Genomic DNA, 13,940 nt, shown 5'->3' on the forward strand with positions numbered 1-13,940 from the left:
TAGCGGACACCGCTGTCGCGGGCCGCCCTCCTCGAGGAGCTAGTGCCCGCCGCCACCAGTGCTGCCGTTGTCAATGCCGTAACTAGCGTGACCGCGCGGCGGCATCGTGATGGCGCGGGTGCCATCTGCTCCCGGTTGCTTGGGTGCGTTCGGAGTGGTCGCACCATCCTTGGGACCGCTCTTCTTCGCAATGTAGCGTGCGATGTACGACAGGCTCACGTTCATGACCAAGTAAATGACCAGACCGATGGCAAACAGTGTGAAGACGTAGCGGCTGCCGTAGAAGTTCTGAAGCTCCTTGATCGTGCGCGAAAGCTCGGGGTACGCAACGACGTACGCAAGAGAGGTGTCTTTCAAGAGCACGACGAGCTGCGCCAAAATGATCGGCAGCATCTGACGGAAAGCTTGCGGGAACTCCACGATGAACCGTGTCTGCAGCGAAGTGAGGCCGATCGACAGACCACCTTCGCGTTGCCCCTTGGGCAGCGAACTAATGCCCGCTCGCAATGCTTCACCGATGATCGCGCCGTTGTAGATCGCGAGACCAAGCACACCGGCCCAGTAACCACCGGTCGAAAACATGAGAAACACGAAGAAGATGAGGAGCAACAGCGGCATGCCGCGGAAGATCTCAAGCGCGATCGACGTCGGAATACGCACCCACTTGGATGCCGCAGTGCGGCCAAACGAAAACAGAATTCCGATGATGATCGCGAGCACTGCCGCGACTCCCGCCATGCGCAGGGTGTTAAGCACACCGCGGCCGAAGGCGCCCCAGATTTCAGGGTCGGCGAGGATGTCGGTTCGCGACGGATCGAAGAGTCCGGGCTGCTCGGCACCATTGGCACTGACACGGGGCGCCGCAAGGATGAAGTAGACCCAGATGATCAGGCCGATGATCAGAAGGGCACCGACAGCAGAGGCGATGGCCGAGTTGCGCCGGGTTTTTGGACCGGGGGCGTCATACAGTACGCTCGCGCTCATCGCAGCACCATTACCTTCTTCTCGATCGCTCCGGCTATCAGCCCAAGCGGAATAGTGATTGCCAAGTACAGCGCAGCGGCGTAAATAAGGGTGAGCAGAACAAGGTCACCGTGGTCACGCGATGCAGCACCGGTTGCTTTGAAGAGCTCGTTGACGAAGAACGCTCCCGCAACCGATGTGTTCTTGGTCAACGCGATAAACACGTTGATGAGTGGTGGGACCACCATGCGACTTGCCTGCGGAAGAATCACGAGGCCAACAGTCTGGGTGAATCCCATGCCAATGCTGCGGGCAGCTTCGGCCTGGCCCACGGGAACACCGTTGAACCCGGAACGCACCGCCTCAGCCACGAAGGGAGAGGTGTAGAGGGTCAAACCGAGCGCTGCCAAGAGGAAGTAGTCGAGGTCAACGCCAAGAATGGGCAGTACGAAGGCACAGAAGAACAAGACGAGAAGCAACGGAATGTTGCGAAGCAGCTCGGTGTAGACGGTTGCGAAGATGCGCAACGAAGGAACCGGCGAGATACGCATCGCCGCGATCAGAACCCCAAGAATAAACGCCCCGACGCCAGCGATGCCCAACAGGGCCAACGTCAGAAGAAAGCCCTCCATGTAGAGCGGCGTTATGTCGACAAGGGCGTCGATCGCGTTAGTGATGACGTCCATCCGGGCCTCCTGGAAAGTAAATGAAAAGGGCGTGGAAGGTGCCCGCCCGCGTTAGCCGCGGACGGGCACCGAGCACACTAGTTGCTGTAGCGGTCTACAGCGGGCGGGGTCGGAAGCTTCAGGACGGTGCCTGCAGTCTCGTTCCACGCCGCATCCCACGAACCGTCGGAGTACGAGGCCTCAAGAACGTCGTTGATGTAATCGCGGAAAGCGTCATCGTTGAGTCCAAGACCGATGCCGTAAGGCTCTTCGGTGAACGGGTTGCTGAGAACTTCGAATTCACCAGCGTTCTGGTCGGCGAGGCCAGCCAGAATCACGTTGTCGGTGGTAACAGCGACAACCTTGCCGCTACGAAGCGGCTCGAGGCAAGCGGAGTAGGCGTCGGTGGTGATGAGCTTGACGTCGTACTCAGCGATGTTCTTTTCTGAAGTCGAACCGGCAACGCTGCAGACGTCCATGCCTGCGAGGTCCTCGGGGCCAGTGATGCCCTCGGGGTTACCTTCAAGAACGAGGATGTCCTGGCCTGCGTTGTAGTAGGGACCAGCGAAGGAAATTACTTCCTTGCGAGTGTCGTTGATCGTGTAAGTAGCGATCACGATGTCAACGGTGCCGTTCTCGATGAACGACTCACGGTTGGCGGAAACGGTTTCTTTCCACTCGATGTTGTCTTCACTAATACCCAGCGAAGCAGCAATGATCTTGCCAATTTCGACGTCAAAACCGACGGGGTCGCCCGACGGTCCCTTGAGACCGAACAGCGGCTGGTCGAACTTGGTACCGATCGTGATCGTGCCGGCATCGGCAAGCTCAGCCATCGTGGTGCCTGCCTCGAACTCCGGAACGACGACTTCAGGATCAGTTGTTCCTGAGTCTGCTGCACATGCGCTGAGGCCAAGAAGACCTACGACGGCGATGGCAGAAATCATCAGACCTTTTTTGAGTCTCATGTGTTTCTCCTTGCTGCTGTGGGGATTACCCGCTGAGTTAGTGGGTAAGGATTTTCGAGAGGAAGTCTTGCGCTCTCGGAGATTGAGGGTTGGTGAAGAACTGCTCAGGCTCAGCCTCTTCAACGATTTCGCCATCCGCCATGAAAATCACGCGGTCAGCGGCCTTACGAGCGAAGCCCATTTCGTGAGTGACCACGAGCATGGTCATGCCGTCTTTGGCGAGCTGCACCATGACATCGAGAACTTCGTTGATCATCTCGGGGTCGAGAGCCGACGTGGGCTCATCGAGAAGAATGATCTTCGGGTCCATGGCGAGTGAACGAGCGATGGCAACGCGCTGTTGTTGACCACCAGAAAGCTGGGCCGGCATCTTGGATGCCTGGTTGCCGATACCCACGCGATCGAGCAGTTCCATTGCGTGCTTGTCAGCTTCAACCTTGGAAATCTTGCGCACGCGGCGCGGGCCGAGCGTGACGTTCTCCAGAATCGTCTTGTGAGCGAAGAGGTTGAACGACTGGAACACCATGCCGACGTCTGCACGAAGCTTGGCGAGCCCCGCGCCCTCTTCGGGCAACAACTTGCCATCAATAGTGATGGTGCCGTCATCGATGGTTTCGAGCCGGTTGATCGCACGGCAGAGCGTGGACTTTCCTGAACCACTTGGCCCAATGACGACAACTACCTCACCACGTTTAATGGTGGTCGAGATATCTTTGAGCACGTGAAGCTCACCGTAATGTTTGTTGACGTGGTCGATTACGACCAGAGGTTCACCGCTCTGCGCTGCCATACAGAAACATAATCACACCCCGACAACGGGGGTCAATCGACGCGCCTAGTTGTAACACGCTCGTGACACTAAATCACGATTAGTGGCACGAGCTAGTTGCTGCGTTGCGCGAAAGCACTTTCATAGAGACACACGGATGCCGCAGTAGCCAAATTCATCGACTCCGCGTGGCCATAGATTGGCACCGAAATGACCCAGTCGGCGAGCACATAGTGCTCATCGGTAAGACCACGGGCCTCATTGCCGAACAACCACGCTGACGGGTGATTGAGCACACCTTCGTTGCGCGCAGCCAAGAGATCTCCGCCCTTGATATCGGCGGCAAGAATGCGCAACCCCTCGCCCTTGACTCGCTCGAGCACTTCTTCGAGCTCAGCGCCGACGGCGACGGGAACGTGAAAGAGCGATCCTGTAGTGGCGCGAACGACCTTGGGATTGTAAAGATCGACGCTGCGGCCGGTCAGGATGACTGCGTCAGCACCAGCGGCATCTGCGGCACGGATAATCGTGCCGGCGTTACCGGGGTCGCGAACCTCTTCGAGGATAGCGATGAGCTTGGGACCATCCGCAAGGATGTCCTTCAACGATGTGGGGAATTGACGGCACACTGCGAGCACGCCTTGGGGAGTCACAGTGTCGGCCATGGTTTCGAGGACTTGCTCCGAGACGAACTCAACCTCGACACCCGCTTCTTCGGCCGCGCGCGCAATGCCGCTATGGCGCTCAAGAGCGGTGGGCGTGGCGTACAGCTCCACCAAGAGGTCCGGGCGGAATTCAAGCGCCTCAGAAACCGACTGGGGCCCCTCTAAGAGAAAAAGCCCAGTCTCAGACCGGGCGCTCTTCTTAGCGAGTTTGGCTACTGCACGTACGCGTGGAGAACGCGGGTTATCAATCACAAAATAACCCTAAGCGCGCGGGCCTGATATACGAGAATCGGCACGCTGCAGAGACCATATTGGTCACTACAACGTGCCGATTGCACGAATAGTTGTGCGGCTAGTTACGCAGCCGAACGAGGTGCCGACGTGTCAGCGGGCAGTGCAGCCTTAGCGGTTGCAACCAGCGACGCGAACGTGGCGGGCTCGGTGACAGCGAGGTCAGCGAGGATACGACGGTCAACCTGCACTCCGGCCAGGTTCAAGCCCTGGATGAGACGGTTGTAGGTGAGGCCGTTGGCACGCGATGCAGCGTTGATGCGCTGGATCCACAGGCGACGGAATTCACCCTTGCGGGCACGGCGGTCACGGTACGCGTAGACGAGCGAGTGAGTGACCTGCTCCTTGGCCTTACGGTACAGACGCGAACGCTGTCCGCGGTAACCCTTTGCGCGCTCGAGAATTACCCGACGCTTCTTGTGAGCGTTTACGGCTCTTTTTACTCTTGCCATTATGTGTGTCCTAAACCCTTACTTACCGAGAAGCTTCTTGATGACCTTGGCATCCTGCGATGCAAGAACCTGATCCTGGTTGAGCGAGCGCTTACGCTTTCCGCTCTTGACCTCGAGGTTGTGTCGCATACCAGCCTGCTGCTTCATGACCTTGCCGCTACCGGTGACCTTGAAACGCTTCTTGGTGCCTGAGTGCGTCTTCTGCTTAGGCATCTTTCTCCTCTTTCTCTGGAACTTCTGCCGCACGAGGAGCTTTGTTAGCTACCTTGCGGGCCTCGGCTTCAGCTTTCGCCGTTGCCTTGGTCTTGTGTGGGCCAATAATCATGACCATGTTGCGACCGTCAATCGTCGGGGTCGATTCGATGGAACCGAACTCCGACACATCTTCGGCAAACTTCTGAAGCAAACGGACGCCCTGGTCCGGACGCGACTGCTCACGACCACGGAACAAGATCATTGCTTTGACCTTGTCGCCGCCCGAGAGGAATCCTTCGGCACGCTTGCGCTTGGTTTCGTAGTCGTGCTTGTCGATCTTCAGGCGGAAACGAACCTCTTTGAGGATCGTGTTTGCCTGATTGCGACGAGCTTCTTTCGCCTTCTGCGCCTCTTCGTACTTGAACTTGCCGTGATCCATGATCTTGGCAACGGGAGGCTTGGAATTGGGAGCAACCTCGACCAAATCTAGATCTGCCTCTTGGGCGAGTCGGAGGGCGACGTCAATGGAGACGACACCGACTTGTTCACCGCCGGGTCCGACAAGACGGACCTCAGGAACTCGGATTCGGTCGTTGGTACGGGGATCGCTGATGCGTGTTCTCCTCACAGTTCGTGATGCGCAGTGGAACAGTAGTAATCACTGCGCAGTTTGGCGGATGCCATGGCACGAAAGAGGATCAAACGCAGCGATGCTGCATCACCCTTTAAAGCTGCGCAGCCAGCATCCGGAACAATTCGCACGATCGCCTAGATCATGCAGACTGTACCGCCAGCGGACTGTGCGGGGTGTAACTACCCGGTAACCTTGTATGCGGTTGACAGGTGGGAGAATCTCCACTTTCGTAACCGGGGCAAGCCCCGGGCCTGCATAAGGATAGCAGAGCGAACCCCAATTAGCGAAGGACATCATGAGCGAGCCCACCAATGAGGATTACAACGAACTTCGCGACATCTCTGAAGTACCCGCGGTCGAGGTAATTAACACCGTCGCCGTACACATGCTCAGTGCCGCCGCCGTCAAGCTGGGACTTTCGGATGGCCCCAATGCCGAGGCAGAAAAAGATCTGGACGAAGCACGCAAGCTCATCAATGCCCTCGCCGGCTTTGTGACCGCCGCCGCCCCAGAAATCGGAAACCACCACGCTCGCCCGCTGCGCGACGGCCTGCGCTCGGTGCAGCTCGCGTTCCGCGAAGCATCGACATTCCCGGATGCACCCGGCCAGGGCCCCGGCGAGAAGTACACCGGCCCCGTCAACTAGCCATGCTCCCCCGGCGGCCCTTGGGCCGCTGGGCACGACGGCTCTATTGCCGTCGGGCGACGCCTCGACTGCGGGATTACCGCTGGCTCGGCGACCGCCAGGTTTGCTTGGCTAGTCGGTAGCGGGGGCCCGCACCACTTGAATTGCGAGAGAGTCGACCGACTCTGCGATGAGCTCTGAAGCGCTCCAACTCGTGCGAAGGCGATCCATGATGGCGTCGAGAGTCTCGCGATCAAGCCCCTCGCGCATGGCGATCTGCACGACCAATTCGGGGCCCTGCAAGCGGGCTCCGGGGTCGCCGGCGAGAAGCTGAACGTCAACGACGTTCGATTCGTCAGCAGCGGATGCCGCAAACTCATCTCGAACGTCAGCGCGCAGGAAGCTCGGGGTCCAATCGACGGACTGAGCAATCGCCCACACTGCGGGGCGACGGATGATGAACTCGCTGTCACTCAGCGGGTCAATAATGACAAGGTCAGTATTTTCGCTCGCGGCTGCCAGCGCGACACGGGTGCCTGCTGCAGGCACCGGCCGAGCATCCGGGTTCCAGGTCTTCATCGCGTCAACGGAGCTGAACACCGGCAGCACTGCGCGGCCATCGGGCCCAGTGACGGTCACGATCGATAGCTCTTGAGTCTTATCGACGGTGAGACCCTCGGCGGAGGTGCCGGTCTCCCCTGCCTTCGCAAGGAGCGGGATCAGCAGGCGCGAGGTGCGTACTTGATCGACGACTTCGGACTCGGAAGCGTCACCGGCGTGAAAGCGGGTGATCGCGGCCATGAGCTCTTCTGGGGCACGACCATCGTCATCCGGCGCAGGATTCGGCTCGAACGAGCGCCCCGCCCAGGGAACCCCGGCCGAGTCTGCTGCGTTCGATTCCGCGGTCATGATTAGTGCGAGGAGACGTCGAGCGCTTCAGCGAGCGTGAAGGCCTTGGCGTACAGCGCCTTACCGACGATGGCGCCCTCGAGCCCCTGGGGAACGAGTTCGCGCAGTTCAATGAGGTCATCCAAGCTCGACACTCCGCCCGAGGCAATGACCGGGCGGTGGGTGCGGTCCATGACCTGGCGGAGAAGTTCGATGTTCGGGCCCTGTAGCGTGCCGTCCTTCGTGACGTCAGTCACCACGTAGCGGCAGCAGCCGGCGGACTCGAGGCGGTCGAGGACGGTCCAGATGTCGCCGCCCTCTTGAGTCCAACCGCGGGCAGCGAGCGTCGTGCCACGGACATCGAGACCGACAGCGATTGCCTCACCGTACTCGGCGATAACGTGGGCAGCCCACTCGGGGTTCTCCAACGCGGCCGTACCGAGGTTGATGCGCTTGGCGCCGGTGGCGAGAGCAGCTTCGAGCGACTCGTCATCGCGGATGCCGCCCGACAGTTCGATGTTCACGCGCTTGGGTGTGGACTTGATGACCTTCTTGATCATCGCGTGGTTGTTGCCCCGACCGAAAGCCGCGTCGAGGTCAACGAGGTGGATCCACTCTGCGCCCTGGTCGACCCAGTCATGCGCCGCAGCACATGGATCGCCGTAGCTCTTCTCAGTGCCGGCTTCGCCCTGCGTAAGACGCACAGCCTTACCGTCTGCAACATCCACTGCGGGAAGCAGGGTAAGACCGGGGGTTTTGTTGAACTCGCTCATAGATACGCTCTCTAAAGACCTGACCGCGGAACGCCGCGCACAAGCATCCGATACTAGTGCACGACGAACAGGCGCAAAATCAGAGTGTCTTCAACCAGTTGCTTAGAAGTTTGATTCCGGCTTCGCCCGACTTCTCCGGGTGAAATTGAGTGGCAGTCAAGGGTCCGTTTTCGACCGCTGCCAAGAAACGCCCGCCATGGTCAGCCCAGGTGAGCTTCGGCTGCGGGAAAGGGGGCTGAACGTCAAGCGTCCACTGCTGTGCAGCGTACGAGTGAACGAAGTAGAAACGCTCGTCGCGAATGGAATCGAACAGCGTCGTATCGTCAGGAGTCGCGACAGTATTCCAGCCCATGTGCGGCAAAACCGGCGCGGGTAACTTTTCTACAACACCCGGCCACTCATTGAGCCCGTCGGTCTGAATGCCGTGTTCGTCGCCAGAGGCGAAGAGCACTTGCATGCCGACACAGATACCCATAACCGGGCGGCTACCCGTGAGCCGTTTTTCGATGATTGCGCCACCGCGAACTGACTCGAGAGCCGACATGACGGCCGCAAAGGCGCCGACGCCGGGCACGAGGAGACCATCTGCTGCCTCAGCAACCGACCGATCCGCACTCAACCGAACGTTCGCCCCGGCGGCCTCGAGAGCTTTCGCCGCCGAGTGGATGTTGCCGGAACCGTAGTCGAGGATGACAACTGAAGGAGCAGCCACTCTAGAGCGCGCCCTTCGTAGACGGGATACCCGAGACACGAGCATCCGGCTCGACCGCAGCACGCATCGCGCGAGCGAAAGCTTTGAACTCGGCCTCCGCAATGTGGTGCGGGTCGCGGCCACCCAATACCGTCACGTGCACCGTAATGCCCGCGTTGTAACTGATTGCCTCAAAGACGTGACGCACCATCGAGCCCGTGAAGTGCCCGCCGATGAGGTGCATCTCGAAGCCCGCAGGCTCCCCCGTGTGTACGAGGTAGGGACGACCAGAAACATCAACAACCGCCCGCACGAGAGCTTCATCGAGAGGCACGAGAGCGTCACCGTAGCGCGAGATACCCGCCTTGGTTCCCAGAGCCTGCTTGATGGCGAGCCCCAGCGCGATACCGATGTCTTCCACCGTGTGGTGCACGTCGATGTGGGTGTCGCCGCTTGCTTTGACCGTGAGGTCGATTAGCGAGTGCTTAGAGAATGCCGTCAGCATGTGGTCATAGAAAGGAACCGAGGTCTCAATAGATGAGGTGCCGGTGCCGTCGAGGTTGATCGAAAGTTCGATGCTCGACTCGCTAGTTTCGCGCTTAATCGTCGCGGTGCGATCTGAAGTCATTACTCAACCCTACCGAGCGCTTGAAGGTCTGCCATCGCATCCAAGAATGCCGTGGTCTCTTCCGCAGTACCGGCGGTGACTCGCAAGTGGTGCGGGATGCCCACGTTGCGGATCAAAATGTCTTGAATGAGAAGCTTGTGGAACAGAGCTTTCGGGTCGTCAACTCCCCCGAACAGCACGAAGTTTGCCTCGCTGGGCACTGGCGCGAAGCCCAGAGCCGACAGCCCGGCGCTCATTCGGTCACGCTGAGTCTTGATCTCGTCGACCATCGCAAGCATCTCCGGTGCATGGGCTAGCGCCGCAACAGCCGCCGCCTGCGTGAGAGCGGACAAGTGATAGGGCAGGCGAACGAGTCGTAGCGCATCAGCGATGGCGGGATCGGCCGCGAGGTAGCCCACGCGTGCTCCCGCGAAAGCGAACGCCTTGCTCATGGTGCGAGAAACGATGAGGCGAGGGCGACCGTCGAGCAATGCCAGAGCCGATTCGCGGTCAGAGAACTCGGCGTAGGCCTCATCGACGAGAACGATGCCGTCAGTCGCGTCGTACGCTGCGGCGATGGTGTCGTTACTCACCGGAGTGCCCGTCGGGTTATTAGGTGAGCACAGGAACACGACGTCGGGTGTGTGCTCGGCGATTGCGGCCACCACGCTCTCAGGAGTGATGTCGTAGGCAGGATCGCGTGGCGCAGTAACCCACTCCGTTCCCGTACCCGAGGCGATGATCGAGTGCATTGAATACGTAGGGGGGAAGCCGAGGACACGGCGCCCGGGACCTCCGAACGCTTGCAATGTTTGCTGGAGAACCTCGTTTGAGCCATTGGCTGCCCAAATGTGGTCGGCCGTCAGACCGTGCCCCAAGTAGGCCGCGAGTGACTCGCGAAGCTCGGTGAACTCGCGGTCCGGGTACCGATTGGCGTTCATGACCGCGCCGGCGAGGGCCATCACGATGTCGGTAGCGACTGCTTCCGGAATCGGATGCGTGTTCTCGTTGACATTGAGTTGGATGCGCACGGGGTCAGTCGGCGCGCCGTAGGGAGTAAGACCGCGAAGGTCGTCACGAATGGGGAGATCAGAAAGCGAAGTCACTTATCAATGCTAGAGGAACGCGGCTGGACTCTGCGCCTCATGACGATTGGCTAGGACCGCACGCTGGAGGCTCAGCGAGACCCTCTTTAGCGCGAGAAGCTTGCGGGGATCGCGAGCTCTTGACCCGCAAAGATATCTGCCGACGGAAGCTGGTTGAGCTGCACGAGCTGGGCGACTACCTCACGCGGGTCCTGACCAGGAGCATGCTGCTCGGCGATGTTCCAGAGGGACTGGCCGGCTGACACATCGACATACACGAAGGCATTCTCATCCGAGTCGAGGGTCGCTGCTGCTCCACCGCTGTTGAGCGAGAACACGAGCGCGGCGACAACCAACGGTGCGGCCGCGAGCGTCGTGAAGACGACACGGCCACGCGTGGTGAGGCGAAGACGCGGTGCAGACTGCCGAGCACGGACAGCCGCGTTAGGTGCAATCACTGCAGTGGACATCATTCACTCCTCTAGGGGTTATCGCACCCGACTCTCGGCCGGGAGAGCCGGGTGCGAAGCTGTGTTCCGAACATACATTCGAATAGTTCGAATATCAAGTACATATTCGAAGAAGCCAGTGACATTTGTTTCAGACACTCGAACAGATGTTTGGTTTTGGCCTCTCCTGCGGATACAGTTTCGAATGAGCCACTGACATTGGAATCGTCACTGGCAGAAATAGAGGACTCGTGACTGACTCAACAGCCCGCCCCGATGACGCTTCTGAGCGGGGAACGCGGCGGCGAACCAACCTGAGCGCCAAGCAGCAGGCGATCCTCGAAATGATCCAGCGTTCTGTAGCTACTCAGGGATACCCGCCGAGCATGCGTGAGATTGGCGACGCCGTCGGGCTCTCTTCGCTATCGAGCGTGACGCACCAGCTCAACCAGCTTGAGCTGAGTGGCTACGTACGCCGAGACCCCAATCGCCCGCGCGCGATCGAAGTACTCATCGATGTTCCGAGCGCGGTCGATGAATCCAGCACCATCAGCCCCTCTATGGGCGATGCAGCGATGGTCCCTCTCGTCGGACGTATTGCTGCCGGTATTCCGATCACCGCCGAACAGCACGTCGAAGAAGTATTCCCCCTCCCCCGCCAACTCGTGGGCAAGGGCGAGCTCTTCATGCTCAAGGTCGTCGGAGATTCCATGATCGACGCGGCGATTTGCGACGGTGACTGGGTAGTGGTGCGCCAGCAACCAACTGCGGAGAATGGCGACATCGTGGCAGCAATGCTTGATGACGAAGCCACCGTCAAGGTCTTCCGTCAGCGCGACGGCCACACGTGGCTACTCCCCCGCAACTCCAACTTCGAGCCGATCCTTGGCGACTACGCGCAGGTACTCGGCAAAGTCGTTACGGTACTGCGCGCACTCTAAAGGCTGACCAAGTCGGTGTAGCCCCGTGTGATCGGGGCTACACCGCGACAAACTACTTCACCTGAGCGGTGACGAACTCTTCGATCTCCGGCACACGCGCGGGGTGCACGAGCGCCGTCAAAAGCGTTCCCTCCTCGCGATAGTCCGTTGACAAGACGCGGCCCTGTACGTGCAGGCGTGAGATCACCTCTCCACGGTCATACGGCACGAGCAGGGTCACTTCGACCTCCGGCTTCGGCAGCAGTTCCGAGATGCGCGCATTGAGTTCGTCAATGCCCTCGCCGGAGCGTGCCGACACAAAGATGCCCGTCGGTTCAAGGCCACGGATCACCAAACGCTGGTTGTCATCCGCAAGATCGCTCTTATTGAACACGACGATCTCTGGGATGCCGCGGGCACCCAACTCGCCGATCACGTCGCGAACGGTAGCGAGCTGCGCTCCGGGGTCAGGATGCGAGGCGTCAACAACGTGCACGATGACGTCGGCCTGGCCGACCTCCTCCAGCGTGGAACGAAACGCCTCCACGAGCTGGTGAGGCAGATTGCGAACGAAGCCGACGGTGTCGCTCAGAGTGAACAGTCGCCCGTCAGCCGTCGTCGACTTGCGAACGGTGGCGTCAAGCGTCGCGAACAGAGCATTCTCGACGAGTACGCCGGCCTTAGTCATGCGGTTGAGCAAACTCGACTTGCCCGCGTTGGTGTAGCCAGCGATTGCGACACTCGGCACTTCGAACCGGTCACGGTTAGCCCGCTTCGCTTCGCGAGCCGGTGCGAAGCTCTTGATCTGCTTACGCAGACGAGCCATGCGAGTGTGGATGTGACGACGATCAAGTTCGATCTTCGTCTCACCCGGTCCGCGACTACCCATACCGGCGCCGGCGCCACCGACCTGACCACCGGCCTGGCGAGACATCGATTCACCCCAACCACGCAGTCGGGGCAACAGGTACTCGAGCTGAGCAAGCTCAACTTGAGCCTTGCCCTCGCGGCTCGTGGCATGCTGGCTGAAAATGTCGAGGATGACGGCAGTGCGGTCGATGACCTTAACGCCGACAACGTCTTCCAGCGCACGTCGCTGGCTCGGTGCGAGCTCGGTGTCAGCGATAACGGTATCGGCACCGGTTGCGGCCACCACATCCTTCAGCTCACGAGCTTTACCTTTACCGAGGTACGTACTCGGGTCAGGATGGCTGCGTCGCTGCAAGAGGCCGTCAAGCACCACAGCACCCGCGGTCTCGGCGAGAGCCGAGAGTTCGCGGATGGAGTTCTCGGCGTCGCGCAGGTTGCCCTGCCCGTAGATGCCGATGAGAACAACGTTCTCAATACGTAGCTGGCGGTACTCAACTTCGGTGACGTCGTCGAGTTCGGTCGAAAGACCGGCAACGCGCTTGAGTGCATGTCGATCGTCGCGATCGAACTGGTCGCCATCGCGGTCGGATTCATAGTGAGCATCCGACTGCAACGCTTGCGCGCCTGAATTGCCAAGCCCCGCCGCCCCGAACCGCTTCACCGCGGCATGATCGGAGCCTTCGCTCGCTAGAACACGGTCGACGGAACGCTCGGCGTCGTCGCCGTTATTGGCCTCGATACTGGTTTCTGTCGTGTTTCGCGTCATTTGGGTTAACCCTACTTGTCTAGTTTTCGGTAAGTTCTGTGCATGGCCAACGAGCATTACTTCTCGTCATCACCCGAGAGTGATCTCAAGTTGCGGACGATTCACGCGACCATTGCAGGTGTTGAACGCGAACTTGTCACGTCAAATGGGATCTTTAGCCCCGAGCGCATCGATGCCGGAACGAAAGTTCTGCTGTCGAATGTGCCGGCGCCTCCTCCGGGAGGAAACCTGCTTGACCTCGGTTGCGGCTGGGGACCTATGGCGCTCACCCTTGCCCTCGAGTCACCTCATGCAACGGTGTGGGCGGTGGACGTCAACGAGCGCGCACTGGATCTTGTGCGGGCTAACGCCGAGAAATTGTCCATACCCAACATTAACGCGGTTCTGCCCGCAGATGTTCCGGAAGACATAACATTTATGTCTATTTGGTCGAACCCGCCGATTCGCGTGGGCAAGAACGAACTCCACAACATTCTGCAGACCTGGCTGCCCCGCCTCGAGCTCGATGCCGACGCATGGCTAGTGGTGCAAAAGAACTTGGGATCAGATTCCCTCCAGCGGTGGATGGAAGCAACCTTCCCCGACAACTTCAGCTTCACGCGCGCCGCCACCAACAAGGGCTACCGAGTGCTGCGGGCGCGCCACCACGCCGTCAGCGAGTAGC

18 protein-coding genes are annotated in these 13,940 nt (G+C 59.7%); 3 read left to right on the forward strand and 15 right to left on the reverse strand.

What is annotated here, in order from left to right:
* Window positions 1-39: 39 nt before the first annotated feature.
* The 8 genes from ACWTV3_RS12630 to infC form a co-directional block, all read right to left on the reverse strand.
* Window positions 40-984: an amino acid ABC transporter permease gene (locus ACWTV3_RS12630; RefSeq protein ID WP_498478567.1), complete on the reverse strand. Its 945-nt coding sequence runs from the start codon at window positions 982-984 to the stop codon at window positions 40-42.
* Window positions 981-1,649: an amino acid ABC transporter permease gene (locus tag ACWTV3_RS12635; protein WP_100390100.1), complete on the reverse strand. Its 669-nt coding sequence runs from the start codon at window positions 1,647-1,649 to the stop codon at window positions 981-983. Before ACWTV3_RS12635 ends, ACWTV3_RS12630 begins: the two co-directional genes overlap by 4 nt.
* Window positions 1,650-1,726: 77 nt before the next feature.
* Complete coding sequence (locus ACWTV3_RS12640) at window positions 1,727-2,596, reverse strand: glutamate ABC transporter substrate-binding protein (protein WP_498478568.1); 870 nt, start codon at window positions 2,594-2,596, stop codon at window positions 1,727-1,729.
* A 37-nt stretch (window positions 2,597-2,633) separates the two neighbouring features.
* On the reverse strand, window positions 2,634-3,386 hold the full coding sequence (locus tag ACWTV3_RS12645) for an amino acid ABC transporter ATP-binding protein (protein WP_498478569.1): 753 nt from the start codon (window positions 3,384-3,386) through the stop codon (window positions 2,634-2,636).
* A gap of 92 nt (window positions 3,387-3,478) precedes the next feature.
* On the reverse strand, window positions 3,479-4,282 hold the full coding sequence (locus ACWTV3_RS12650) for a TrmH family RNA methyltransferase (protein WP_498478570.1): 804 nt from the start codon (window positions 4,280-4,282) through the stop codon (window positions 3,479-3,481).
* A 104-nt stretch (window positions 4,283-4,386) separates the two neighbouring features.
* The gene (rplT, locus tag ACWTV3_RS12655) at window positions 4,387-4,773 is read right to left on the reverse strand and encodes a 50S ribosomal protein L20 (protein ID WP_009771944.1); all 387 of its coding nucleotides are present in this window, start codon (window positions 4,771-4,773) and stop codon (window positions 4,387-4,389) included.
* An 18-nt stretch (window positions 4,774-4,791) separates the two neighbouring features.
* Entirely contained in the window at window positions 4,792-4,986 is a 195-nt protein-coding gene (gene rpmI, locus ACWTV3_RS12660; protein ID WP_100390096.1) for a 50S ribosomal protein L35, read from the reverse strand.
* Window positions 4,979-5,596: a translation initiation factor IF-3 gene (gene infC, locus ACWTV3_RS12665; RefSeq protein ID WP_100390095.1), complete on the reverse strand. Its 618-nt coding sequence runs from the start codon at window positions 5,594-5,596 to the stop codon at window positions 4,979-4,981. The genes rpmI and infC overlap by 8 nt, the downstream gene beginning before the upstream one ends.
* A gap of 301 nt (window positions 5,597-5,897) precedes the next feature.
* Between infC and ACWTV3_RS12670 the strand changes: the two genes are divergently transcribed.
* Window positions 5,898-6,248 (forward strand): DUF1844 domain-containing protein, encoded by a 351-nt coding sequence (locus ACWTV3_RS12670; protein WP_100390094.1) that lies wholly within the window; start codon window positions 5,898-5,900, stop codon window positions 6,246-6,248.
* 111 nt (window positions 6,249-6,359) lie between these two features.
* Here ACWTV3_RS12670 and ACWTV3_RS12675 read toward each other — a convergent pair whose 3' ends face one another.
* From ACWTV3_RS12675 to ACWTV3_RS12700, 6 genes are all read right to left on the reverse strand, one after another.
* Window positions 6,360-7,136 carry an SseB family protein gene (locus tag ACWTV3_RS12675; protein WP_498478571.1) on the reverse strand — a complete coding sequence of 259 codons (777 nt, stop codon included), beginning with the start codon at window positions 7,134-7,136 and terminating at the stop codon, window positions 6,360-6,362.
* 2 nt (window positions 7,137-7,138) lie between these two features.
* Window positions 7,139-7,888 carry a bifunctional 1-(5-phosphoribosyl)-5-((5-phosphoribosylamino)methylideneamino)imidazole-4-carboxamide isomerase/phosphoribosylanthranilate isomerase PriA gene (priA, locus tag ACWTV3_RS12680; protein ID WP_100390092.1) on the reverse strand — a complete coding sequence of 250 codons (750 nt, stop codon included), beginning with the start codon at window positions 7,886-7,888 and terminating at the stop codon, window positions 7,139-7,141.
* Between the two features lie 79 nt (window positions 7,889-7,967).
* Window positions 7,968-8,645: an imidazole glycerol phosphate synthase subunit HisH gene (hisH, locus tag ACWTV3_RS12685; RefSeq protein WP_498478572.1), complete on the reverse strand. Its 678-nt coding sequence runs from the start codon at window positions 8,643-8,645 to the stop codon at window positions 7,968-7,970.
* Window positions 8,602-9,207 carry an imidazoleglycerol-phosphate dehydratase HisB gene (gene hisB / locus ACWTV3_RS12690; RefSeq protein WP_100390090.1) on the reverse strand — a complete coding sequence of 202 codons (606 nt, stop codon included), beginning with the start codon at window positions 9,205-9,207 and terminating at the stop codon, window positions 8,602-8,604. The genes hisH and hisB overlap by 44 nt, the downstream gene beginning before the upstream one ends.
* Window positions 9,207-10,292: a histidinol-phosphate transaminase gene (locus ACWTV3_RS12695; protein ID WP_498478573.1), complete on the reverse strand. Its 1,086-nt coding sequence runs from the start codon at window positions 10,290-10,292 to the stop codon at window positions 9,207-9,209. Before ACWTV3_RS12695 ends, hisB begins: the two co-directional genes overlap by 1 nt.
* Window positions 10,293-10,378: 86 nt before the next feature.
* Complete coding sequence (locus tag ACWTV3_RS12700) at window positions 10,379-10,744, reverse strand: LysM peptidoglycan-binding domain-containing protein (protein WP_498478574.1); 366 nt, start codon at window positions 10,742-10,744, stop codon at window positions 10,379-10,381.
* A gap of 227 nt (window positions 10,745-10,971) precedes the next feature.
* Here ACWTV3_RS12700 and lexA point away from each other — a divergent pair, with 227 nt between their 5' ends.
* The gene (lexA, locus tag ACWTV3_RS12705) at window positions 10,972-11,661 is read left to right on the forward strand and encodes a transcriptional repressor LexA (protein ID WP_498478575.1); all 690 of its coding nucleotides are present in this window, start codon (window positions 10,972-10,974) and stop codon (window positions 11,659-11,661) included.
* Between the two features lie 52 nt (window positions 11,662-11,713).
* Here lexA and hflX read toward each other — a convergent pair whose 3' ends face one another.
* Window positions 11,714-13,276, reverse strand: a complete 1,563-nt coding sequence (hflX, locus tag ACWTV3_RS12710; protein ID WP_498478576.1) for a GTPase HflX — start codon at window positions 13,274-13,276, stop codon at window positions 11,714-11,716.
* Between the two features lie 42 nt (window positions 13,277-13,318).
* Here hflX and ACWTV3_RS12715 point away from each other — a divergent pair, with 42 nt between their 5' ends.
* Window positions 13,319-13,939 (forward strand): class I SAM-dependent methyltransferase, encoded by a 621-nt coding sequence (locus ACWTV3_RS12715; RefSeq protein WP_100390086.1) that lies wholly within the window; start codon window positions 13,319-13,321, stop codon window positions 13,937-13,939.
* Window position 13,940: the final 1 nt, after the last annotated feature.

It is taken from the genome of Salinibacterium sp. AL4.1, from assembly GCF_059767305.1.